This window comes from Proteiniborus sp. DW1 (assembly GCF_900095305.1).
Taxonomy (GTDB): domain Bacteria; phylum Bacillota; class Clostridia; order Tissierellales; family Proteiniboraceae; genus Proteiniborus.
On sequence record NZ_FMDO01000007.1, the window covers coordinates 231,007 to 255,488 of the forward strand.

20 protein-coding genes, 9 tRNA genes and 1 pseudogene are annotated in these 24,482 nt (G+C 33.2%); 25 read left to right on the forward strand and 5 right to left on the reverse strand.

Translation table 11 applies throughout. The annotated features are described in order from the left end of the window. Window positions 1–93: 93 nt before the first annotated feature. The 18 genes and pseudogenes from DW1_RS02375 (at window position 94) to DW1_RS02455 (ending at window position 11,960) form a co-directional block, all read left to right on the forward strand. Window positions 94–167: transfer RNA gene (locus DW1_RS02375), tRNA-Gly, on the forward strand. A gap of 65 nt (window positions 168–232) precedes the next feature. Then, window positions 233–309, forward strand: a tRNA-Arg gene (locus DW1_RS02380). Between the two features lie 15 nt (window positions 310–324). Beyond that, window positions 325–401: transfer RNA gene (locus DW1_RS02385), tRNA-His, on the forward strand. Window positions 402–404: 3 nt separating this feature from the next. Next, window positions 405–480, forward strand: a tRNA-Lys gene (locus DW1_RS02390). Between the two features lie 5 nt (window positions 481–485). Then, window positions 486–569 (forward strand) — tRNA-Leu (locus DW1_RS02395). 77 nt (window positions 570–646) lie between these two features. Continuing rightward, window positions 647–721, forward strand: a tRNA-Gly gene (locus DW1_RS02400). A gap of 23 nt (window positions 722–744) precedes the next feature. After that, a tRNA-Arg gene (locus DW1_RS02405) sits at window positions 745–821 on the forward strand. Window positions 822–945: 124 nt separating this feature from the next. Next, entirely contained in the window at window positions 946–1,575 is a 630-nt protein-coding gene (locus tag DW1_RS02410; protein ID WP_074349031.1) for a tyrosine-type recombinase/integrase, read from the forward strand. Window positions 1,576–1,693: 118 nt separating this feature from the next. Further along, window positions 1,694–2,365 carry a methionine ABC transporter permease gene (locus DW1_RS02420; RefSeq protein WP_074349032.1) on the forward strand — a complete coding sequence of 224 codons (672 nt, stop codon included), beginning with the start codon at window positions 1,694–1,696 and terminating at the stop codon, window positions 2,363–2,365. 526 nt (window positions 2,366–2,891) lie between these two features. Further along, window positions 2,892–4,013 (forward strand): uroporphyrinogen decarboxylase family protein, encoded by a 1,122-nt coding sequence (locus DW1_RS02425; protein WP_074349033.1) that lies wholly within the window; start codon window positions 2,892–2,894, stop codon window positions 4,011–4,013. 519 nt (window positions 4,014–4,532) lie between these two features. Then, a pseudogene (locus DW1_RS15245) lies at window positions 4,533–4,676 on the forward strand (uroporphyrinogen decarboxylase); the annotation flags it as partial. 21 nt (window positions 4,677–4,697) lie between these two features. Beyond that, window positions 4,698–4,832 (forward strand): uroporphyrinogen decarboxylase family protein, encoded by a 135-nt coding sequence (locus DW1_RS15740; protein WP_242942420.1) that lies wholly within the window; start codon window positions 4,698–4,700, stop codon window positions 4,830–4,832. A gap of 45 nt (window positions 4,833–4,877) precedes the next feature. After that, window positions 4,878–5,546 carry a corrinoid protein gene (locus DW1_RS02430; RefSeq protein ID WP_074349034.1) on the forward strand — a complete coding sequence of 223 codons (669 nt, stop codon included), beginning with the start codon at window positions 4,878–4,880 and terminating at the stop codon, window positions 5,544–5,546. Window positions 5,547–5,562: 16 nt separating this feature from the next. Then, a complete protein-coding gene (locus DW1_RS02435; RefSeq protein WP_074349121.1) occupies window positions 5,563–6,585 on the forward strand; it encodes an MtaA/CmuA family methyltransferase in 1,023 nt (340 codons plus the stop codon). 15 nt (window positions 6,586–6,600) lie between these two features. Continuing rightward, a complete protein-coding gene (locus DW1_RS02440; RefSeq protein WP_074349035.1) occupies window positions 6,601–7,569 on the forward strand; it encodes a CobW family GTP-binding protein in 969 nt (322 codons plus the stop codon). A 50-nt stretch (window positions 7,570–7,619) separates the two neighbouring features. Next, the gene (locus DW1_RS02445; RefSeq protein WP_074349036.1) at window positions 7,620–9,344 is read left to right on the forward strand and encodes an ASKHA domain-containing protein; all 1,725 of its coding nucleotides are present in this window, start codon (window positions 7,620–7,622) and stop codon (window positions 9,342–9,344) included. A gap of 13 nt (window positions 9,345–9,357) precedes the next feature. Continuing rightward, on the forward strand, window positions 9,358–10,221 hold the full coding sequence (locus DW1_RS02450) for a uroporphyrinogen decarboxylase family protein (protein ID WP_074349037.1): 864 nt from the start codon (window positions 9,358–9,360) through the stop codon (window positions 10,219–10,221). Window positions 10,222–10,616: 395 nt separating this feature from the next. After that, the gene (locus DW1_RS02455) at window positions 10,617–11,960 is read left to right on the forward strand and encodes an MATE family efflux transporter (RefSeq protein WP_074349038.1); all 1,344 of its coding nucleotides are present in this window, start codon (window positions 10,617–10,619) and stop codon (window positions 11,958–11,960) included. Between the two features lie 60 nt (window positions 11,961–12,020). On the opposite strand, the gene DW1_RS02460 is transcribed toward DW1_RS02455, so the two are convergent. Further along, window positions 12,021–12,461 carry a GreA/GreB family elongation factor gene (locus DW1_RS02460; RefSeq protein WP_074349039.1) on the reverse strand — a complete coding sequence of 147 codons (441 nt, stop codon included), beginning with the start codon at window positions 12,459–12,461 and terminating at the stop codon, window positions 12,021–12,023. A 238-nt stretch (window positions 12,462–12,699) separates the two neighbouring features. Here DW1_RS02460 and DW1_RS02465 point away from each other — a divergent pair, with 238 nt between their 5' ends. The 6 genes from DW1_RS02465 to clpX all read left to right on the forward strand — a co-directional run bounded on the left by DW1_RS02465 (window position 12,700) and on the right by clpX (window position 19,099). Then, window positions 12,700–15,045: an ATP-dependent DNA helicase gene (locus tag DW1_RS02465; RefSeq protein WP_074349040.1), complete on the forward strand. Its 2,346-nt coding sequence runs from the start codon at window positions 12,700–12,702 to the stop codon at window positions 15,043–15,045. A gap of 224 nt (window positions 15,046–15,269) precedes the next feature. Continuing rightward, window positions 15,270–15,353, forward strand: a tRNA-Leu gene (locus DW1_RS02470). A gap of 151 nt (window positions 15,354–15,504) precedes the next feature. Continuing rightward, window positions 15,505–15,588: transfer RNA gene (locus DW1_RS02475), tRNA-Leu, on the forward strand. 317 nt (window positions 15,589–15,905) lie between these two features. Further along, window positions 15,906–17,192: a trigger factor gene (gene tig, locus DW1_RS02480; RefSeq protein WP_074349041.1), complete on the forward strand. Its 1,287-nt coding sequence runs from the start codon at window positions 15,906–15,908 to the stop codon at window positions 17,190–17,192. 25 nt (window positions 17,193–17,217) lie between these two features. After that, window positions 17,218–17,802: an ATP-dependent Clp endopeptidase proteolytic subunit ClpP gene (clpP, locus tag DW1_RS02485; RefSeq protein WP_074349042.1), complete on the forward strand. Its 585-nt coding sequence runs from the start codon at window positions 17,218–17,220 to the stop codon at window positions 17,800–17,802. 22 nt (window positions 17,803–17,824) lie between these two features. Continuing rightward, complete coding sequence (clpX, locus tag DW1_RS02490; RefSeq protein ID WP_074349043.1) at window positions 17,825–19,099, forward strand: ATP-dependent Clp protease ATP-binding subunit ClpX; 1,275 nt, start codon at window positions 17,825–17,827, stop codon at window positions 19,097–19,099. A 74-nt stretch (window positions 19,100–19,173) separates the two neighbouring features. Here the strand turns inward: clpX and speB are convergent, their stop codons facing one another. From speB to speD, 4 genes are read right to left on the reverse strand one after another with little or no spacing between them, the layout of a single operon-like run. After that, the gene (gene speB, locus DW1_RS02495; RefSeq protein WP_074349044.1) at window positions 19,174–20,031 is read right to left on the reverse strand and encodes an agmatinase; all 858 of its coding nucleotides are present in this window, start codon (window positions 20,029–20,031) and stop codon (window positions 19,174–19,176) included. Further along, on the reverse strand, window positions 20,018–20,872 hold the full coding sequence (speE, locus tag DW1_RS02500) for a polyamine aminopropyltransferase (RefSeq protein ID WP_074349045.1): 855 nt from the start codon (window positions 20,870–20,872) through the stop codon (window positions 20,018–20,020). The genes speB and speE overlap by 14 nt, the downstream gene beginning before the upstream one ends. A 13-nt stretch (window positions 20,873–20,885) precedes the next feature. After that, on the reverse strand, window positions 20,886–22,340 hold the full coding sequence (locus DW1_RS02505; RefSeq protein WP_074349046.1) for an aminotransferase class I/II-fold pyridoxal phosphate-dependent enzyme: 1,455 nt from the start codon (window positions 22,338–22,340) through the stop codon (window positions 20,886–20,888). A gap of 18 nt (window positions 22,341–22,358) precedes the next feature. Then, on the reverse strand, window positions 22,359–23,180 hold the full coding sequence (speD, locus tag DW1_RS02510) for an adenosylmethionine decarboxylase (RefSeq protein WP_074349047.1): 822 nt from the start codon (window positions 23,178–23,180) through the stop codon (window positions 22,359–22,361). A gap of 394 nt (window positions 23,181–23,574) precedes the next feature. Between speD and rbsK the strand changes: the two genes are divergently transcribed. Continuing rightward, window positions 23,575–24,471 (forward strand): ribokinase, encoded by an 897-nt coding sequence (gene rbsK / locus DW1_RS02515; RefSeq protein WP_074349048.1) that lies wholly within the window; start codon window positions 23,575–23,577, stop codon window positions 24,469–24,471. Window positions 24,472–24,482: the final 11 nt, after the last annotated feature.

Sequence of the window (24,482 nt, forward strand, 5' to 3'; positions counted from 1 at the left end):
TTCTAATAAAAAATGTCGAAAAAGCCTTGACGAAAGTACTTAAGGCTGGTATAATTTATTATTGTCAGTTGAAAAAATATTTGTACGCCCAACGCGGGTGTTGCTTAGTGGTAGAGCACCGGCTTCCCAAGCCGGTTGTGAGGGTTCGATTCCCTTCACCCGCTCCAACCTCAATATTTGTTCCATAGGACAACAGTTAAGAGTCCCCTGCAGGAGCAAGCTGCTTATAAACGTACCCATAGCTCAGCAGGATAGAGCAACGGCCTTCTAAGCCGTGTGTCCGGGGTTCGAATCCCTGTGGGTACGCCATTTAATAAAAATATGGTGGGTATAGCGCAGTTGGTTAGCGCGCCAGATTGTGGCTCTGGAGGCCATGGGTTCGAATCCCATTATCCACCCCATATGACCCATTAGCTCAGTCGGTAGAGCACCTGACTTTTAATCAGGGTGTCCCGCGTTCGAGTCGCGGATGGGTCACCAATCATGCGGGAGTGGCGGAACTGGCAGACGCGCTAGACTTAGGATCTAGTGTCATAGACGTGGGGGTTCAAGTCCTCTCTCCCGCACCAATAAAAAGGAAATTTGAGAACTGAAGTTTTCGAGCACTACAATCACATTTAATCAAAGATTTACGTAATTAAAGCATGCGGAAGTGGCTCAGTGGTAGAGCATCGCCTTGCCAAGGCGAGGGTCGCGAGTTCGAATCTCGTCTTCCGCTCCATTCTATTTTTTGACCATTTTTATGCGCTCTTAGCTCAGCTGGATAGAGTAGCTGACTTCGAATCAGTTGGTCGGGGGTTCGAATCCCTCAGGGCGCGCCATGAGTTGAAATTTCAACGTTTATAGAGATTAGACATAAGAAAGAAACATAAAATAGGTACTATGATTTTTAAGGAAATTTTCCTTGGTCATAGTACCTATTTTTTTATGCTTAGGAGGTGAAAAATGGTAAAAAAAATTGGTTTTAATAATAAAACTAACAAAGATATTGATAGTGCATTTAAAGATTTCATTAGGTATTGCAGAGTTAAAAATCTATCAGATGCGACATTAACTTACTACGAAAATACGTATAAAACATTTAGAGAATTTTACAAGGGTAAGTTAGAAGAAATAAAAGATAATGTAATAGATGATTATATCTTGTATCTAAGACAAAATACTAAAATGAACGACATATCAATTAATACAAGCATTAGAGGTATTAGAGTAATTTTATATTATTTCATGAAATTAGGTTATATAGACAAATTTAAAATAACTATATCTAAAGCAGAGAAGAAAATAAAAGAAACCTATACAGATGCAGAATTAGAATTACTATTAAAGAAACCTGATATCAAGGAATGTAACTTCGCAGATTATAGAACATGGGTAATAATCAATTTTCTTCTTGCGACAGGTGCTAGGGCTAATACAATATGTAACATTACTATTAAAGACTTAAATCTACAAGATAGCTATGTAGTTTATAGAAGCACTAAAAATAAAAGGCAGCAAATAGTACCACTAACAAATAGCGAAGAACCTCCAAATAGAGTTTTCTATTTTAGAAGGGAAATTAGAAAGATATAGGGATAAACATTTTGGTTATATTACAATTAATGTTAAAGAAGAAGATTTCGAAAAAGTTCAGCAATATTTAAATAACAATAACATTAAATGGAATTCTTATTGATCGTGAGGTGGAAATATGTTTGATTTTCTATCTGATTATCAAAAGAACTTTTGGAAGATGATTATGATACCAGCATTTAGTTCCACTATTCAAATAGTACTAATTACTACTATATTATCTACAATACTAGGTTTTATTATAGCTGTTATATTAGTAATAACAAATAAAGATGGTTTACATCCAAATAAATTTATTTATCAAGTGCTATCTTTTGTTGTAAACGTAGTTCGTTCATTTCCATTTGTTATTTTGATGATATTTTTACTTCCATTTACAAAATCTTTAGTAGGTACTTCTTTTGGGGTAAAAGCTGCTGTAGTACCTTTAACTGTTTCTGCTACAGCGTTTATTGCAAGACTAATAGAAAGTGCTATGCAAGAAGTTGATAAAGATTTAATTGAAGCTATGCAGTCTTTTGGTATTTCAGATAAGCATATTATTTTTGGTGTTATTGTGTCAGAAGCAACACCAGCTATTATTTCTGGGGTTATAATTGCCACTATTGCTATTTTGGGTTCTACGGCTATGGCAGGGACCATGGGTGCTGGTGGTATTGGATCTGTTGCTATTACATACGGATATCAGAGTTTTAATAAAAAGGTAATGTATATGACAGCCTTTATTCTTGTTATAATGGTTCAGGGTATTCAGACAATTGGAAACTGGCTGTATAAGAAAATGAAATAGTCTGTATAAGATTGTAATTCTAACTATATTTGCCGAAGATTTGTATAGCTAGCTTTCTTTTAAAGCTAGTCTTTAAGTCACCGAGTAAGCTCATAAAGAAATTAAGAAGTCATTAGAATTTTTCAAACTGTATATTTGATGCTGTAGATGCTGTTTTAGAAGTAGCTGATAATTATGGATAATATTCTGTTAATACAAGGCTTGTAGGTTTTTCTACTGGCCTCTTTTATTGTGTCTCATTAAAATCCTTGGTTCTACTAGGGATTCTAAAGAACTTTAACATAGAATGGATGCTTTAACAGTAGCCTAAAAATAAAGCAGTTGGTGAGTCATTATCGGCAGAAAGGGAGTTACATGAGCTGAGAAGTTCATATTAGAATTTATAAATTTTATTAATATTGACTATATTTACTATTAACATATTTGATTTGATTAAAAGCACTGTTGTGATAAAATTTTGACGAGAGTAAAGTAAAATGTGTTTGTCTAAAATGTAACAGAAATGAGAGTAGGGGGAGGTCTTAGTATGGACTACAGTGAACTAAAGCTTAGGATGAAGGATGCAAAATCAGAAATGACACCATCAGAGAGGTCAAAAAGATATTTTGCTGGTGAAGAAGTGGATCATATTCCATATGGCTTGATTTCAATTTATGAAGCTTTGTCTGAAATCTATGGATATACGACTAGGAAAATAAATACTGATTTTAATGTTTTCGCTGAGATTATAGAAAGAGCAAGGGATGATTATGGTTTAGAAGGAGTTAATTTAGGTTTGAGACTTAGAGGCATGGGAGCTGCTATGGGTTCAACTCTTTTCCATCCAGAACATGGGATTGATCGTATAGAAGAACATATTTTACAGAGCTATGATGATTGGGATAAACTTGATAAGGCTGATCCATATAATAACAGAATTCTAACACCGATGTTAGAAAAAGCAGCTAAAATAAGAGAGAAATTTCCCGAGATACCAATAAATACGGGTGTTGCAGGTCCGTTATCTACAACTATTGCAATTCGTCCAATTGAAAAAGTTCTTAGAGATACAAGAAAGAACCCAGAGAGACTAAAAGAATTAATTGCCCTAGCTGTAGACAATTCTTTAAGATGGGTAGAGGTCTTTACAAAGGAATTTGGACCAGGTACAGTGTCTATATCAGACCCTGTTACTTGTACAGATATCTTAAGCCTAAGCCAATTTGAAGAGTTTTCTTTTCCAGAATTAAAACGATTAGTTTCAGGTCTTAAAGAGATTACAGGCTTGAAACCTTCTTTGCATATCTGCGGGCATACTAAAGGAATATGGGAAAAACTAAAGGAGTTAGAAATATCTTCTTTTAGTGTAGACAATTGTGAAGATATTGCAGAAGCCTGTGAAGTACTAGGAGGTACCTTTGCCATTGTAGGAAATGTGCCGCCAGTGGATATTTTAAAGAACGGTAGTATAGATGATGTAATAGAAAGCGTGAAGGAATGTATCCAAAAGAGTGCTACTTCACCGAAAGGATATATACTTTCTAGTGGATGTCAAGTAGCAATGGGAACACCAAAGGAAAACTTAGAAGCGTATGTTTATGCAGCTAGGAAATATGGAAAGGGTGCAAAGATAGGTGAAATGCCAAGAGGCATATTAGAAGAAGACTAGATAATAGTAAAATTCCTAAAATGATAGATTAAGAGTTTTACTAATGAATTAGCTATCCTTTATATTAGAGAAGGAATTATATTAGATTTTCTGTTTGATTATCAAAAGAACTTTTGGAAGATGATTATGATACCAGCATTTAGTACCACTAATTGTAATGGCTGTATAAGAAAATGAAATAGTCTATATGTAAGATTATAATTTAAACTAGCTATATAAAGGGAAATTACACCCTAGTAGGTATAGCTAGTTTTTCTATAAAATCTATCTTTATTCTAAACCATTTTTCAATTTGACATCTTCTAATATTAATTTTAGAATTTTTAAATCGTCATCTTAGAATCTCTTAGGATTCCTAGTATTGGAACAACTTGGTGGTAAAAGTAGACAGATATATACTTAATAAAAAATATCTATACCTTAATAATTTTGTATTAATAAAATTAATTAGAAGCCTAGTAGTAACTAATATACAATATATATGCATGTGATATTTTTGTCAATTAAAATGGGGAAATTATGCATAAATTAGACCAGATGATGCCAAATGAGAGATTGCAAGCTTTTATGACAGGTAAGGAAATGGATAGAATACTAGTTATGCCAATATTAGTATCAATTACCCATAGAGTAGTAGGGATGACACATAAAGAGAAGTTCAGCAGAAAATGAGGTAGCTGCAACATGTATATATCCTGTGCTTCGGGCTGTGATATTACACAAAATGTTCCTGTTGAAAACATAGATGCATTTATGGAAGCAGCTCGTAAGTATGGAAAATATCCATTAGATAAAGAGTTGTTAGGAATAGAAAACTAGTATAAAATAATTGGGTTTAAATATATTATACGAGGAGGAATAAGTGTGAGCAAATCAAAAGAAGAACTGTTAAAACAGTTATCAGATTGTGTTTTTGAAATGGAAGATGAAGAGGTTATAAGTGTAGCACAGGAATATCTAGATGCTGGATATGACCCACTAGAGGGTATTACAGAAGGATTAGTCGATGGAATGAATAGAGCTGGAAAAATGTATGAAGAAGAAGAGTATTTTATTACAGACTTATTAATTTGTTCTGATGCTATGTACAATGGATTAGATATATTAAAGCCTCATTTGCCTCAAAAGAAACTTGAGGGAACAAAAACATATAAATGTGTTATTGGAGTTGTTGAAGGTGACACTCATGATATAGGGAAGAACTTAGTAAAAATCATGTTAGAAACTGCTGGTTTTGAAATGTATGATTTAGGACGAGATGTACCTTTAAAAAATTTCATAGATAAAGCAAAAGAAGTAGATGCAGACCTTATTTGTCTATCAACTTTAATGACAACTACTATGCCTGGGATGAAAAGGGTTGTTGAAATGCTAAAAGAAGAGAAAATGTATGAAAAAACAAAAGTAATGATAGGTGGAGGACCTGTTTCCCAGACATACTGTGAAAAAATCGATGCTAGTGGCTATTCACCTAATGCAGTTGAAGCTGTTAAACTAGCAAAACTATTAGTTGGTATGGGTATTCCGGTGTAAATGATAGGAGGTTTTGATATTGAATTCAAGAGAAAGACTTCTTTCTGCATTGAAGGGAAATAAGGTGGATAGAGTTCCTTGTATTTGCCCTGGCGGAATGATGAACATGATTATAACTGAATTAATGGAAAAGACAGGAATCATATGGCCAGATGCTCATACAGATGCTAATAAAATGGCAGAGCTTGCAAGGGCTGTATATGAATATGGGATGTTTGAAAACTATGGCGTCCCATTTTGTATGACTATTGAAGTAGAGAGTATGGGCTCAGGTATTGACATGGGCTCTAAAATTTTTGAACCTCATGTTGTTGATTATGTAATTAATTCAGTGTCAGATTATAAGGAGTTAAAAGCTTTAGATATAAATAGTGGGAGAGCTAAGGTAACAACAGATGCGATTTCAATTTTAAAAAGTAGAGGCGATGGTGTTCCTATAATTGGTAATCTTTCAGGTCCTATTAGTGTAGCCTCATCACTTATGGATCCAGTTCCATACTATAAGGAATTAAGAAGAAAAAGAGAAGATGCTCATGAGTTTATGAAATTTGTAACAAATCAAATTATTGAATTTGGTAAAGCTCAAGTAAAAGCAGGAGCAGATGTAATTGCCATATCTGATCCAAGTGGAACTGGAGAAATATTAGGTCCAAAATATTTTGAAGAGTATGCTGTTAAATATATTAATATGCTAATAGATGGTATTAGGGAAGTTGATGAAAATTTCCCTATAATTGTTCATATATGTGGTCAGATGCGTAGTGTATATTCTGAAATAAGAGAATTAAAAGCAGATGCTTTTAGTTTCGATGCAATTGTTAGCATAAAAGAAATAAGAGAGCATATGAGAGATAAGATTTTAATGGGCAATATAAGTTCTTTTGCTCTTGAATCTACTGATGAAGAAAAGATTAAGAAAATGACTGAAAATGCAATTAATAGTGGTATAAATATTGTTTCACCTGCTTGTGGTCTTGGAACCCAATCATCAATGAAAAATATCCAAGCTATACTGAAAACTGTTAAAGCTGAAAGTTAACAGGAAGGAGGAAATATGACTGTAAAAATAGACATTATCTCTGGCTTTTTAGGAGCTGGGAAAACAACTATGATTAAAAAGTTATTAGATGAAGATGTGTTAGGAGGCAGAATCGCCATAATAGAAAATGAGTTTGGAGAAATTAGTATAGATTCTAATAGGCTGGAAGAATCAGGCGTTGAGATAAAATCTATTTCATCTGGATGTATATGCTGTACACTTTCAGGAGATTTTCAATTGGCAATTAAAGAGCTTATAAAAGAACATAAGCCTAATAGAATCATAATTGAGCCAACAGGTTTAGGAAAGTTATCAGATATAATATCTACAATTAATATGACTAAAAAAACTGAAGATATTGAAGTAGATATGGCTATGACAATCGTAGATGTTTTAGAATTTGAAGATTTTATTGAAGTTTTTGGGGACTTTTTTAAAGATCAAATCCAATATGCAAATGCTATTGCTCTTAGCAAAGCTCAGTTGACTGATGAATCCAGAGTTAATAATGTAATAAATTCTATTAGAGATATAAATACAGATGCTGCCATAATTGCATTCCCATGGAATGAGTTGGAAGCTAAGGATATTCTAGATGCAGCAAAATTAAATAAAAGAAATAAGCATATTTATGCACTAGATAACTGTGATGACGAGCACAATCATGCATATCATGACCATGTTCATGATCATAATCATGAAGAATATTCAGTTAATGCTTCATTTGATTATTGTTCTTTTGAAACTATGAAAACATATAGTGAAGAAGAGCTAGTATCTGTTTTAAATTCCCTAAGCAACTCAAAACATGGTAAAGTTTTGAGAGCTAAAGGCTCTCTTTTAAATGATGATAAGAAGTGGGTTGACTTTGATTTTACACCTAGCAATTATGAAGTGAAAGTAGGAAAGATAAAGACTATAGGTCAAGTCACAGTTATTGGAATTGATTTAAATAAAGATTCCATTAGAAACTTATTTAATTAAATTTCTAGAATAGTAGTGAATTCTATTTTAGAAGCGGAAGGAAGTATGCAATGCCTAAAGTAAATTTTGTAAAAGATAAAATATGTATTGAAGTTAAGGAAAATACACTTTTATTAGATGCTATTAGGAAAGCCAAACTAAGTATTGAAACTCCATGTAATGGTATGGGGTTTTGCGGTAAATGTAAGGTAATCGCTAAAGGACACCTGTCTGAACCAACTGATAGAGAAAGAAGGATTATAGATGAAGAAAAGTGCGAAAGACTATCATGTATGGCAAAGATTTTGGGTGATGTAGAAGTAGAACTAATTGAAAAGCAAAAAGTATTAAAGACAATTAACAAGGGTTTTAGTATTGATGTAGAAGTTGATAGTCCTGTTAAATTAGTAAGACTTCCAAAAGTGAACAAATCAAGTTTTGTCCCTTATGTTGATTATATAGGATATAGAGTTAGCTCAGCAGAACTATATAAAAAGATTGCAGCTATAGAAGAAGGTAATTATGAGGAGATTTGGGGTGTAGCTTTTGAAGATAAGCTACTAGATATAACTACTTACAAGAAGACTGTGTTAGGTTTAGCTGTGGATATTGGAACTACAGGTGTTTCTTATTATTTAGTTGATTTATCCAATGGACAAATAGTTAGAAACCTATCCTCTTTAAATCCTCAGACACAATATGGCGGGGATGTACTAACAAGGATTACATATTGCATGGAAAATCCATCAGGAGCTGCCAAGCTTCAGGAATTAATAGTAGATGAAATAAACCATACAATTAAGAAGATTGTTGAGAATCTATATAGTATAGATGATATTTATCACATTGCCATTGCAGCAAATACTACAATGATGCATTTATTATTAGGGATTAATCCTGAAATATTGGCTAAAGCACCATATAGAGCTGTGTTTTTAAGTTGTGAAGCTACTAAAGCAAGGGATATATGGATTAAGGCTAATAGTGAGGCTTTACTCACTATAATTCCATCTGCTTCATCATATGTAGGTGGGGATATAGTATCAGGCATTATGGCATCAGATTTTCAAGACAATAAAGAGGCTGTGTTCATAGATATAGGCACAAATGGCGAGTTGGCAGCTTTAAAGGATGGAAAGATAATATGCACATCTACAGCAGCAGGCCCAGCATTAGAAGGTATGAATATCGAATGTGGATGCCGTGCAGAAGAAGGAGCTATAGAAAAATTTGATATTGATGAAGACTATAATATTAATTACTCAACAATAGGAAATGCCAAAGCAATAGGAATCTGTGGTAGTGGTCTTATAGACATAGCTGGGGCATTGGTAAAAAGAGATATTGTAATGAAATCTGGCAGGTGGAATAAGAACTTTAATTCTAAATTGGCTGAAAGATTAGTAGATAAAAAGTTTTATATAACTGATGATATATTTATTTCTCAAAAGGACATAAGACAAATTCAGCTAGCTAAAGGGGCTGTAGCTGCTGGTGTAATTATGATGTTAGATGAGATAGGACTGACAATTGAAGACATACCATTAGTTTACATAGCTGGAGCTTTTGGCTATCATATTAATCCAGACAATATAATGGAGATAGGACTGATACCTAAAGGGTTTAATGGAGATATAAAGTTTTTAGGGAATACTTCACTAGAAGGTGCAAGGCTTGTCTTGATTAACAGGGATTGTTATAGAAAAGTATATGATATTAAGAGGGATATGGAAGTGTTGGAACTGTCTCTAAAAGAAAATTTTCAAGATATTTTTATTGGTCAGCTAAATTTCTAGAAAAGGTGATAAAATGACATCTAAAAATTTATTAAAGTGTATTGGTGAGAAGGTAGATTCAATACCTGACAGTATTTTGGAGGATTTAGGTTTGTCTTTTGAAGAGATAAATAATGATGCCTCTAAAATGGCTATCCTGTCAAAATCCCTTAAAAGATATAAGAATTCCTCGCATTGTAAAATACCTTTTTGCCATACTGTAGAAGCTGAAGCCTTTGGTTCTTCAGTGGTCTTTGACCATAAATATGGTAATAGAATTGGAGGATATGCAATTAAGGATATCAATTCAATAGATGATTTAAAAGAATTTGATTTAAGTAGAGGAAGAATTGCTGAGGTTTTAAAAGCTATTAGTTTATTGAAGAAAGATGGAGAAAATGTAGTCCTTGATATAACAGGACCTGTTACACTTGGAACAGGTATTATAGATAGCAATGTATTTTTTAGGGCTACTAGAAAGGATATAGGCAAGGCTAATAAGTTGTTTGAATTAATCGAAAATAGTACTGTGGAGTATATACTAGAATCCATAAAAAATGGAGTTGACATAATTTCCTATTCAGATCCAGCTGGTTCTTTAGATATAGTTGGACCAAAGTTTTTTAAAGACTTTGCAGGTAAAACTATATACAGTATTTTGAAAAGAGTTGAAGGCAAATTAGGAGACTCAGTTATTCATCTTTGTATCAAAACATCCAAATCTCTTGAATTATCTGGTTTTTTAGAGGTTGAAGAGACTAAAGTAGAAGGACAAAGTTATTATGAAATAATTAAAAATGCTAAAAAAGAAAATAAAGATATAGAATTTTTAGGACACTGGTGTTTGAAGTCTAAAGCAAATAAAAATGAGATAATCTGTTGTAAACTCATACCCTAGCCTGATTTGTTTAAGAGTTTATTAGCAATAGTAATGATTAATTACTATATTTTATCTATTTTCAACATATTATATTGATAGATTTCTATAATATACTTAAATAATGATAAAAACTAGAGATATCCTGCATAGATTGAAGAAGTCGATGCAGGATATACTTTGTTTATTAGGCTCTTTATTATTTCTTTTATATATTTTATTGGCTGATCTCTAAGCTAAGGACTGAAATTATATACCATATTAAGAAATATAGTAAAGCAGTTTAGCATAGCAACATCAAGTATATTCTAAGACGATAATTGTTAATTAATTTATACTGTTTTTTAATAAAATAATGAGGTATAATGTTATCTAGTATTTGTATTGTATAACATAAAGGGTTTGGTGAAATGATTATGGAAAGATTAGACAATAGAGATATTAGGAATCAGATTTTTAAGCTAGCTATTCCAGCAATTTTAGAAATGACACTTCATACTCTTGTATGGACAGCTGATACTGCTATGGTAGGAAGACTTAATCCTGCTTCAATATCCGCAGTTAATTTAGGTTCACAGATAATGTTTACTATAAGTAATATTTTTGGTGCTCTTGGAATAGGTGCTACAGCATTGGTATCTAGACAAATAGGGGCTAAAAATAGAGATGAGGCTGAAAATATAGCAGCTCAAGCAATTGGAATAGGACTTATAATCAGTATTATAATAGGATTTAGTGGAATCTTATCAGCAAATGCAGTGTTTAATCTAATAGTAGATGACCCTGAGGTCATAGTACTAGGAAGTAATTATCTTAGGATAGTTTTTGTTGGGGCATTGTTTTTAATACCACAATTTATCGCCAATTCTATATTAAGAGGAGCTGGAAATACAGTTATTCCTTTAGTATCAGCAGCTTTTGCAAATGCATTTAATATTATTGGTGACTATGTGCTAATCTTTGGGAAGTTTGGATTTCCCGAGCTTGGAGTAAATGGAGCAGCTATTGCAACAGGAGTCGCTCAAATATTAGGAGCTTCTATTACATTTTTTTTCTTGATTAGAGGAAAATCTGGTATTAAGCTTCATATCAGTAAGGTATTTAAGTTAAATAGAAATGTAACCAAAAATATTGTAAACCTAAGTGTACCTGCTACGCTTGAAACATTTATGAATGAAGGAAGTAGACTGTTATCTTCATTCTGGATAGCACAATTAGGGACTATTTCTTTTGCTGCACATTCACTTGCCAATGCAGCAGAATCGATTTCGTATATGCCTGGTTATGGCTTTGCTGTAGCTGCCACTACTATGGTTGGACAAAGCTTAGGAGCTAAGAATATAAAGAGGGCTGAGGTCAGTACGAAGAAAATTATAATGTATTCAGTATGGTTAATGGGATTAGTAGCTTTAGCTTTTGCCCTTATACCTTTTGGAATTATGAGACTTTTCAGTAATGACCTTGGAACAGTGGAACTAGCATCTAGATGCTTGCGAGTAGGTGCGGTTGAACAGATTCCTATAGCAATAGGTATGACTGTTTCAGGTGCTTTAAAAGGAGCAGGAGATACAAAGGGACCTTTTAAAATATCTTTAGTTACAAATCTAGCAGTAAGACTGCCTTTAATATTCATTATTGTATTTGTTTTAAAATTGAATGTTGTATTTGTATGGTGGGCAACAGGAATACAGTTTATAGTTGAAGCAACATTAATGGTAATTAGATACAGGCGAGGTAGATGGAAATCTATAAATGTATAAGAAAAAGAAAAAGAGCTTTTTACTTGACATAGGTCAGTTTGCTAAGCTCTTTTTGTTTTTTTAATCTAATTCAATTGACTTTATTTCATACTCAATATTCTCCATAGGAGTTTCTACTAAAACATGATCCCCTACTTTTTTCAGTAAGAGCGCTTTTCCAATTGGTGAAAGATATGAAGCATAATCTCCATCTAATGGATTTGTAGTCAAGAAAGGAGAAACAATTTTAAACCTTTCTACTTCATTACTGTTGATATCCTCCACTTCAACGATGCTATCGATTATTACAAAAGGACAATTGGTGCTCTTTTTATTAGACTTTTTCATTTTTTTCACATACTTATATATCTGTGAAATATAATCTGCTATTAGGGTTTCGAACTCTAACCTCTCGGCAGACATTTCATAGTAGTACTCTTCAATGACTTCGCTTTTTTCTTCTTCAATTTGAACTAAATGCTCTATAAGTTTTTCATATATTGTTTTTACTTCTATGGACATGTAATATCCCCCCTATCCCCATATACATTAAATGGCAAATGTTTCCATATACAACAAGCCATTCCGTAGAAATACGGAATGGCTCATATATAATCATATCATAGCTGTTAATCATTGTCAACAATGACTGACATTACCACTTAATAACAAAGATTTAATAATGATTATAAATATTGCAAAGAAAGCTATTTTCTAATACTATTATAGCTAGAGAATTATAGATAGTAGGTTGGTAACCATGAAATTAAAGCAGAAAATAAAGGTGTCTGTTCGTAATCTAGTAGAATTCATTCTAAGAACTGGAGATATAGACTCAGGATTTGTAGGTAGTAGCAACAACAGGGCATTAGAAGGGACTAGGATACATAAGAAGGTGCAAAGCACCAGTGGAGAAAACTACGATTCTGAGGTTATTCTTAAATATGACATAGAATATGAAGAATACATCTTAAGCCTAGAAGGTAGAGCAGACGGTATTATTATAGAAAATGGACTTGTTACAATAGATGAAATAAAAAGCACTGCAGCACCTATTGAAAAAATAGATGAAGATTACAATCCTCTTCATTGGGCACAGGCAAAATGCTATGCCTTTATTTATGCTGAGGAAAAAGAGCTACAATATATAAATGTCCAGTTAACATATTATCAAATAGACACAGATGAAATTAAGCGTATAGTTAAGGAATTTAGCTTTGAAGAGCTAAAGAGCTTTTTCTTTGACTTGATTCAGAAGTATTTTATATGGACAGAAATGCAGCATAAGTGGAATATTAAAAGAAATGCTTCTATAAAAGAATTATCCTTTCCTCATGAAAAGTATAGAAAGGGACAGAGGGAATTAGCAGTTGCTGCATATAAGACAATAGTAAATGAGAAAAAACTATATGCCCAAGCCCCTACTGGAATAGGTAAGACCATATCTACAGCATTTCCTGCTATTAAGGCTATGGGAGAAGGACACACATCTAAAATATTTTATCTAACAGCTAAAACCATAACCCGAACTGTGGCTGGAGAGGCATTTTCACTAATGAGAGAAAATGGATTAGATGTTAAGACTGTAGTACTTACTGCTAAAGATAAAATATGCTTTAAAGAAAAAGCAACCTGCAGCCCAGAAGCATGTGAATATGCTAAAGGCCATTATGACAGAGTAAATGATGCCATAATGGATATTTTAAAGAATGAGGATGAACTAAATAGAGAAACTATTGAAAAATATGCACTAAGGCACTGTGTATGTCCTTTTGAATTTTCATTAGACTTAACTTTATGGGCGGATGCAGTTATTTGTGACTATAATTATGTATTTGATCCTAGTGTAAGCTTAAAAAGGTTTTTTGCAGAAAAGGGAGGAGACTATGTATTTCTAATTGACGAAGCCCATAATCTAGTAGATAGAGCTAGAGAAATGTATTCAGCAGAGCTTTTTAAGAAGCCCTTTCTGGACTTTAAAAGAGAAGTTAAGACTACTTACCCTAAACTATCTAAAGCTCTAAACAAAATCAATCAATATATGCTTGAGCAAAAAAAGAAGTGCGATTCCAATGGTTATTATATTAAAGAAGAGTTAGATGGGGATATATACTATTACCTTAAAAAATTCATTGCAGAATGTGAAGAATACTTATTAAGACAAAAAAATGCTGAAAGATACGAAGAACATTTAAGCCTATATTTTGATGCTTTGGCTTTTACAAGAATATGCGAGTTGTATGACGATAAATATATTACCTATGTAGAAAACTCTAATAAAGATGTAAGACTAAAGCTCTATTGTCTAGATCCATCACATTTATTAAAGGAAACATTAAAAAAAGGCAAGGCAGCTATATTTTTCTCTGCTACATTGATTCCAATGGATTATCATAAGAACATATTAGGCGGGGAAGAGGATGATTATACTATTTATTTAAATTCTCCTTTTTCTATAGAAAACAGGCAAATTCTTGTGGCAGATAGGATTTCAACCAAGTATAGAGATAGAGAAAGAAGTTATTCAGATATTGTGGAGTATATTAACTCTGTATTAAATGTCAAGAAGGGAAATTATCTAATCTTCTTTCCATCCTATCAATATATGAATAAGGTTTATGAATTATTCAAAGAAAAGTATCCAGAGTATGAAACCTACATTCAAGAGCCTAATATGACTGAAGAAGAGAGAGAAGATTTTTTGGAACTATTTGAAATAGATAATGAGAAAAATGTCTTAGGTTTTTGTGTTCTTGGAGGAATATTCTCAGAAGGAATCGATCTTAAGCATGATAGACTAATAGGGGTTATAATAGTTGGAGTAGGGCTACCACAGATTTGCTTAGAAAGAGATATCATTAAAGATTATTTTAACAAGGTAAATAAGCTAGGCTACGAATACTCATACATGTACCCTGGCATGACTAAGGTCCTTCAGGCAGCAGGGCGATTAATTCGTACAGAAGAGGATAGGGGAGTTATTCTGCTATTAGATGAAAGATTTGTATACTCAAATTATCAAAGATTATTTCCTAAAGAATGGTTTCCTCATGAAAGAGTAAATAAAGATAATATAGAAAAGTATCTCAGTAAGTTCTGGGGGTAGCAGGAAGAGAGCTAGAATTATGAGAGATTCTTTGTTATAAAATTTTTAGAGGTATTTTTTGTGTTTTCCTTTGAGTTTCCTGTACTATATATCTTTGATTGATATGGAAGTGTAAAAATTCCCTTATATTACATCATATTACCTCCAAAAAAAATTTTAAAAACTTATTGACTTTATTTCTGTACGTGATATAATATTCTTTGTCGTTAATAAAAACAATCTATGCGGGAGTGGCGGAACTGGCAGACGCGCTAGACTTAGGATCTAGTGTCATAGACGTGGGGGTTCAAGTCCTCTCTCCCGCACCATAATAGCCAATGTAAATGTCAGTGATTTTTTAGCGAATGCAAATGTAAAAGAACTTTTCTCAATAAGATTCACAATAAATTTCTTAAAAATCTATTGACTTTATTTTTAAATGCATGATATAATAATCAAGTCAGTAAGAAAAATAACTATGCGGGAGTGGCGGAACTGGCAGACGCGCTAGACTTAGGATCTAGTGTCATAGACGTGGGGGTTCAAGTCCTCTCTCCCGCACCATAATAGCCAATGGTATATTCCATTGGTTTTTTCTTATATTTTTTTAAAAAATGTATGGTACAATTGGACATGGGAAGAATTTATGATATAATATAGTGGTTAATCATAAGGAAGTCATACGAATGGTTAAATTACACTGGTTGTAGCCTTATAATTGAAACGACATTAAGATTATTTGCAGTATATAGGAATTCTTCAAATTTATTTATTCACACCATACATAGGCACGGACTTTCGGAAATATCTCATCAGTATGTCAGTGATTTAAATACGTGTGAATTAGAGAGACTAATATAAAGGTTTAAGGAGGAAAGTTAATGAGTTCATCAGTAGTAAAAAAAGAAAATAATGTTGTTACATTAAAAATCGAGGTAGATGCAGAAACATTTGAGAAAGGTGTTCAACAGGCTTATCAAAAAAACAAGCACAGATTTAATATTCCAGGATTTAGAAAAGGAAAAGCTCCTAGAAAGATAATTGAAATGAACTATGGAGAAGGAATTTTCTATGAAGATGCAATAAACATTGTATTTCCAGAAGCATATGATAAAGCTATAGAAGAACACAAACTTGACCCAGTAGATAGACCAACTGTAGACGTTGAAGATATTGAAAAAGGAAAAGCAGTAGTGTTTACAGCTGATGTTACAGTTATGCCAGAAGTTAAGCTTGGTGAGTACAAGGGTATAGAAGTAGAAAAATCAGAGTATAATGTTACAGAAGAAGAAGTAGAAGCAGAGCTAAAAACAATGCGAGAGAGAAATGCTAGAATTGTAGATGCTGGTGACAGACCAGTAAAACAAGGGGATATATTAACTATTGACTATTCAGGATTTGTAGGAGAAGAGCAATTTGAAGGTGGTACAGCACAAAACCAAACTCTTGAAATCGGTTCTGGCAGATTTATCCCTGGATTCGAAGATCAACTTGTGGGAAAAAATAAAGAAGAGGAAGTTGAAGTAAAGGTTACTTTTCCAGAAGAATATCATGCAGAGAATTTAGCAGGTAAAGATGCTATATTCAAAGTTATAATACATGAAATAAAAGAAAAAGAATTACCAGCTTTAGATGATGAATTTGCTAAAGATGTAAGTGAATTTGATACGCTAGATGAATTAAAAGCTGATATAATGAATAGACTAAAAAAACAAGCTGAACAAAGAGAAAAGGCTGAAAATGAAAATAAGGTAGTAGAAAAAGTAGCAGAATTATGTGAAGTAGATATTCCAGAAGTAATGATTGATAGACAAATAGACGATGACATAAATGATTTTGCATACAGACTAAGATACCAAGGTTTAGAGTTTGAAAAATACTTAGAATTAACTGGTACACAAATAGAAGATTTAAGAGAGCAGTTTAAGCCAAATGCTGAGAAATTTGTTAAAGCAGATTTAGTGCTTGCAGCTATTTCAGAGAAAGAGGGAATTGAAGCTACAGAAGAAGAACTAAATAAGGAACTTGAAGATTTTGCTAAGAGCTATAACCAGGATGCTGACAAATTTAAAGCTAGCTTAAAGGCTAACGATTTAGAGTATATTAAAAAGGGTATAATTAAGAGAAAGACAGTTGAATTTTTAGTAAGGGAAGCTAAACTGTCTTAATTAGAGTAATTAGGGAGGAGATAACATGGCTTTAGTTCCAATGGTTGTTGAGCAAACAAACAGAGGGGAAAGATCATACGATATTTATTCAAGGCTTTTAAAAGAAAGAATAATATTCATAAGCGATGAAATTAATGATGTTACAGCAAGCCTTGTAGTAGCACAACTTTTGTTTTTAGAAGCAGAAGATCCAGATAAGGATATTCAGCTTTATATAAATAGCCCTGGTGGTTCCATTACTTCAGGCTTTGCAATATATGATACTATGCAATATATAAAGCCAGATGTTTCTACTATTTGCATTGGAATGGCAGCTAGTATGGGTGCATTTTTATTAGCAGCAGGAGCCAAAGGCAAAAGATATGCACTACCAAATGCGGAGGTTATGATACACCAGCCTTTAGGTGGCACTAGGGGGCAGGCTGAAGATATTAAAATTCATGCTGAGAGAATATTAAAATCAAGGGATCAAATAAATAAGATATTAAGTGATAGGACTGGTCAACCTCTAGAGAAAATTGCAAGGGATACAGACAGAGATAATTTTATGTCTGCTGAGCAAGCTAAAGAATATGGTATAATAGATGAAGTAATAGAATTTAGGAAATAAAGTTAGTTAGGAGAGGTGAACCATGCCAAAATATGAAGAAAAGCAGCTTAAGTGTTCATTTTGTGGTAAATCTCAAGAACAGGTAAGAAGACTTGTTGCAGGACCTAATGTGTATATATGCGATGAGTGTATTGAGTTATGTCAAGAAATAATTGACGAGGAATTTGAAGATACTTTCGAACTTGAGATGAAAGAACTACCAAAACCAGTAGATATTAAAAAGGTTTTGGATGAGTATGTAATTAAACAAGATAGAGCAAAGAGAGCTTTAGCTGTTGCAGTATATAATCATTACAAGAGAATAAATAGAAAAGTAACATCTGATGATATAGACCTACAAAAAAGTAACATAGTTATGATAGGACCTACAGGTTCAGGAAAGACACTATTAGCGCAGACACTAGCGAAAATATTAAATGTTCCTTTTGCTATTGCGGATGCAACGTCTCTTACTGAAGCAGGGTATGTAGGCGAAGATGTTGAGAACATATTGCTAAAGCTTATTCAAGCTGCTGATTACGATATAGAGAGAGCAGAAAAAGGTATAGTATATATTGATGAGATTGACAAGATAGCTAGAAAATCAGAAAATCCATCTATTACTAGGGATGTAAGTGGTGAAGGAGTTCAGCAGGCCTTGCTAAAGATACTTGAAGGGACAGTGGCAAGTGTTCCTCCACAAGGCGGAAGAAAACATCCTCATCAAGAGTTTATTCAAATAGACACTACAAATATTCTATTTATAGTTGGTGGAGCTTTTGATGGACTGGAAAATATTATCCAGAAAAGAATAGGTAAAAAGGCAATGGGCTTTGGTGCTGATATACAAAGTAAAGAGATTAAGGATGTAGGAGAAGTACTAAAACACTTACAGCCTGAAGACTTGCTTAAGTTTGGACTGATACCAGAGTTTGTTGGTAGACTTCCAGTAATGGTTACTTTAAATCTCTTAGATAAGGAAGCTCTTATAGAGATATTAACTAAACCTAAGAATGCTCTAGTCAAACAATATAAGGAGCTATTTATCATGGATGGTGTAGAGTTAGAAATAGACCATGAAGCCTTAGAAGTAGTAGCAGAAAAGGCCATTGAAAGAAAATCTGGAGCAAGAGGTCTTAGGGGAATACTAGAAGAGGTAATGCTTGATATAATGTATGATATACCTTCTAGAGAAGATATAGAAAAATGTATCATCACAAAAGATACTATACTAAATAAAACAGAACCTACTCTACTTCTTTCTGATAAGAGAAAAAAGAAGAAAACTAAAAAATCTAATAAAGAAGAAACAGCATAAAAAATGTCGAGGAAATCATTCCTCGACATTTTTGTCATCCTGAGCCTTGGCAAAGGATCTCAAGAAGTAGATATTTATTTATGCACTACTAATAACAACTCTCTCAGCGTCTTTATAGCCACAGCAGTTGAAGAACCACTTGGGTCATAGTGAGGAGATAGTTCATTAATATCTGCACCTACTATATTTAATTCAGACATTTTTAAGATACAGTCTAAAAGAGTTTTGAAATCTACTCCACCTGGCTCAGGAGTTCCTGTTCCAGGGAAAACAGAAGGGTCTAATACATCTAGGTCAATGGTTACATAAACTGGTTTTCCTTTAGTTTGCTCTATAATATAATCTATTGTATCACAATTATATCTGCATTGATGCAAATGTTCCTTAGCCCATTCAAATTCAGATCTATCACCAGAACGTATACCCATCTGGAATATCTTCCCATCTCCTACAAGATCCCAAACTCTTCTCATTACAGTTGCATGAGATAATTCCCTACCGAAAAACTCATGACGTAAGTCAGTATGAGCATCAAAATGGATAACATGTAAATCAGGATATTTTTCTACCAAAGCTCTTACTGTTCCCAAGGTAACTAAATGTTCTCCACCTATCATAACAGGTATCTTTTCATCAGATAGAACATCCCTAGTGAAATCTGAGATTATATCTAATATTAACTCGGGACCTCCATATGGAAGTACTAAATCTCCATAATCACATACTGCTATTTCAGTTAAGTCCTTATCCTGATATGGACTATAAGATTCAAAGCCTAGAACACTTTCTGCTCTCATTACCTTAGCTGCAAATCTAGTTCCAGGTCTATATGAAGTAGTTCCATCATAAGGAGCACCGAAAACAACTATATTTGCTTCATCATACGTTTTATCACAGCCAATTAGATTTTGAACATTTTTATTTGTTTTCATAGTCAATCATTTCCTTTACGTAGTTTGGCAATGCAAAAGAACCCTTATGTAGCTCTGTGTTGTAGTATTTTGTTTTAATGCCTAGAGAATTCCATCTATCAGCATCTAGGTCAGCCACAGGGTCTACCTTCTTTGAAGCAAATCCAAAAAGCCAGTGACCAGATGGATATGTTGGTATATGAGCCTGATAAACCCTACATATAGGGAAAAGCTCTCTTATTCTCTTATGTGCTCTTTTCATTGAGTTAGCATATTCCTTATAATATGGGCTTTCATGCTGGTTTACTAAGATACCTTCATCATTTAACGCCTTATAGCAATTCCCATAGAATTCTTTAGTAAATAACCCTTCTCCAGGACCAATTGGATCTGTAGAATCTACAATAATAAGGTCATATTCATTTTCCTTAGAGCGTACAAATTTTAGTCCATCTTCAAAATACAATGTGACTCTCGGATCATCAAGTTTAGCAGCAGTTTGAGGCATATGTTCCTTACAAACCTCTACTACCATTTTATCTATTTCAACCATATCTATTTTTTCGATTGAGTCATAACGAGTGAGCTCTCTAACTGTTCCGCCGTCGCCTGCACCTATTACAAGTACCCTTTTGATATCAGGCTTTACTGCCATAGGTACATGGACAATCATATCGTGATAGATGAATTCATCTTTTTCCGTTGCCATCATCAAACCATCAAGAGTGAGAAATCTACCAAATTCATCAGAGTCAAATATATCTATTTGTTGAAATGGACTTTCAGCGCTGTATATTTGCTTCTTTACCTTTATTGAAAACCTAACACTATCTGTATGCTCTTCTGTATACCATAATTCCATCAATTACACCTCCCTAAATATCTAAAACATTTATATAACCTAGTTTCATATCTTCCATTCCTGTTACGAGACAGCCTTTTTCTTTTGAGTATAAAATATAATCTACAGATTCCCTTGTTATCATCTCTCCGGGTGCCAATATCGGTATTCCAGGTGGATAGCACATAATAGATTCACCACTGATTTCACCAATGCTTTCTGATAGCTTTACCTTCTTCTTATTAGCATAGAATGCTGTTTTAGGAGAAATCTTTACCACTGGTGTAATATACTCATGTTCAATCATATTAGATTTATCTTTTTTATTAGTTCTCTTTATTTCTGCAAGAGCAGATACTAATCTTTCAATAGCAAAATAACTATCACCTACTGAGATAATAGCAAGGAAATTAGCTAAATCTCCAAACTCTAGCTGTATAGAATAGTCATCACGTAACATATCGTATACTTCGATGCCAGCAAGGCCTATGTTTAACGTATTTACACTAAGCTTAGTTTTATCAAAGGCATAGGTACTATCACCATTTATGATTTCCTCTGAAAATGCATAATATCCACCAACTGAATTTATCTCTTTTCTAGCATATTCTGAAAGCTCTAATACCCTTGCAAATATTTCCTTACCGTTTAAGGCTAGGTTTTTTCTAGCAATATCTAAAGAGGATAGTAAAAGGTAAGAAGCACTTGTAGTTTGAGTTAGGTTTATAATGGTCCTAATATAGCCAGGATTTATTCTTTCTGTATTTGCTAACAGCAAAGAACTTTGGGTTAGGGAGCCTCCAGTTTTATGAACGCTTACAGCAGCCATATCTGCACCTAAATGCATAGCAGCAGGTGGAAGATTTTCGCCAAAGTAAAAATGTGTTCCATGTGCTTCATCTGCTAGCACAAGCATATTATGTTTATGAGCAAGCTCAATTATACTCTTTAAGTCTGAGCAAATACCATAATATGTTGGATTGTTGACAAAAACTGCTTTAGCATCTGGATTTTCAATTATTGCTTTTTCTACATCCTTAACAGACATGCCTAGTGGAATACCTAATTCTTTATTGATTCCAGGGCTCACATACACAGGTATAGCACCATTAAGTATTACAGCATTAATGGCACTTTTATGAACATTCCTAGGCATTATAATTTTTTCACCTTCTTTGCAAGCACTCATTATCATGGTCTGTACTGCTGAAGATGTGCCATTTACCATAAAAAATGCTTTATCACATTTAAAAGCATCTGCAGCTAGCTCTTCTGCCTCTTTAATAACAGATGTGGGGTGAGTTAGATTGTCTAATGGCTTCATTGAGTTAACATCTACAGAAAGACATTTATCTCCTAAAAAGTTTTTAAGCATAGTATTACCTTTTCCTTGTTTATGACCTGGAACATCAAAGGAGACAATTTTCGTATTCCTGTAGTCAATTAGAGCATCATGTATTGGTGCAGCTTCATGTTTAATTTTGTCCATTTTATCACCCCTAAAAAATTATCTGTAAATATTCATTCCGTAATATATTTCAATCATTTCACGAGAAATTTTATCTCTGATTTCGCGACGTTCATTAGGTGAAAGTTCACGAACATCTTTATTAAACAGATAATCGCTTAAGTTTATTTCGCTTAGCATCATCTTAGTGTGAAATATATTTGATTGATAAACATTAACATCAATTGCATCATATTTATTTAAAGTTTCTTTATCTATATAATTTTGTATAGAATTAATATCATGATCTATATAATATTTATTTCCTTCCACGTCTCTTGTGAAGCCTCTAACTCTGTAGTCAATAGTTATGACGTCAGAATCAAAGCTTGATATAAGATAATTTAAAGCGTTTAAAGGAGAAATTGTACCACAGGTAGAGACATCTATATCAACTCTGAATGTGGTAATTTCGTTATCAGGGTGAAACTCTGGGTAGGTATGTACAGTCACATGACTCTTATCTAAGTGCCCTACAACACTATCTCTTAAAGCAACACAATTTAAATTTCCTTTATTACAGCTTGGGTCAATTACGTGAACTGGAATAGCCTCCTCAGTTATGAGAATAGTAACACTAGCTCCCTGAGGTTCATAATCCTGTTTTGAAATATTAAGCACATGCGCCCCTATAATTTCAGTTACATCACATAAAATTTTAGTAAGGCGGTCAGAATTGTACTGTTCATCAATATAAGCAATATAATCCTGCTTATCCTTTTCCGTCTTTGCATAACAAACATCATAGATATTAAAACTAAGTGTTTTTGTAAGATTATTAAAACCATAAAGTGTTATTTTATTCTCTTTCAACCCTACCATCAGCAACCTTTCTTTAATATATTTATCAAAATCGAGATAATTATATATAATATTATCCGAATATGCAAGCAAATATTGTGATAAAATCAAGAAGTAAACTAGGCGTTTTATACTAATTTCATAATTGGCTTGTTTGTGTATAATATACATACCCATATAATATATTTTTTTCATAAATATATTATTATTACTTAATAGAATCCTAGGCTTATTATTTGGATAAGTGAATTTATTAATACAATTAAATTTATTTTATGACTCAACCAAACTTTTCGAAAGCTACTATATTAAATAAAGTGCAATGGCTCAGTAACCTAGAAAAGAGGAAAAAACTTAATACTGTCGAATCTGTAAAATTATCTGTACAATTATTCCATATAGGAGTGGATAAAGAATGACCATAAAACCTAAAATCTTAGTTGTAGGAAGTATAAATATGGATTTAGTAACTATTGCAAAAAGAACACCAACCATAGGTGAGACCATAATTGGAGAAGATTTCAAAATGATACCTGGTGGGAAGGGAGCAAACCAAGCTGTTGCAGCTGCTAGAATGGGGGCAGAGGTAGCATTTATAGGCACTGTAGGTGAGGATATTTATGGAGAGAGGCTTATAGAGACATTGGGAAATGAAGGCATAGATATAAGTGGAATTGCTAAGGTTAAAAATTTACCTACAGGTATAGCAAGTATTATAGTAGATGGGAAAGCAAATAATTCCATAATAGTTGTACCAGGAGCTAATTTAATGGTTCAAGTTGAAAATCTATATGCAAATATGGAACTAATAGATTGGTGTGATATTATAGTATTACAACTAGAAATCCCTTTAGAGACCGTAATAGAATGTATAATAGAAGGTAAAAAAAGGGGCAAGACAATAATATTCAATCCTGCACCAGTACAAAGCTTTGATAAAAGCATCTTCAAATATATAGATTATTTAATAGTAAACGAAATAGAAGCAAAGCAGATTGCAGAAACAGACGAAGAGGATTATTCAAAGCTAGTGGAAAAGTTAATTGAAATAGGATTTAAAAATGTTTTAATAACTATAGGGGAAAAAGGTGTGTTGTTTAACGAAGAGGATGAAATAAAGCATATACCTGCTCTAAAGGTCAATGCCATAGATACAACAGCAGCGGGAGATTCATTTGTTGGGACTTTTGTTACATCTCTGGGAAGTGGAGCAAATAAAAATAATGCTGTTCAAAATGCTGTAAGAGCAGCGGCTATTACAGTCACCAGAGTTGGTGCTCAAAGCTCGCTGCCATATAAGGATGAGATATAAAATTTTTAGAA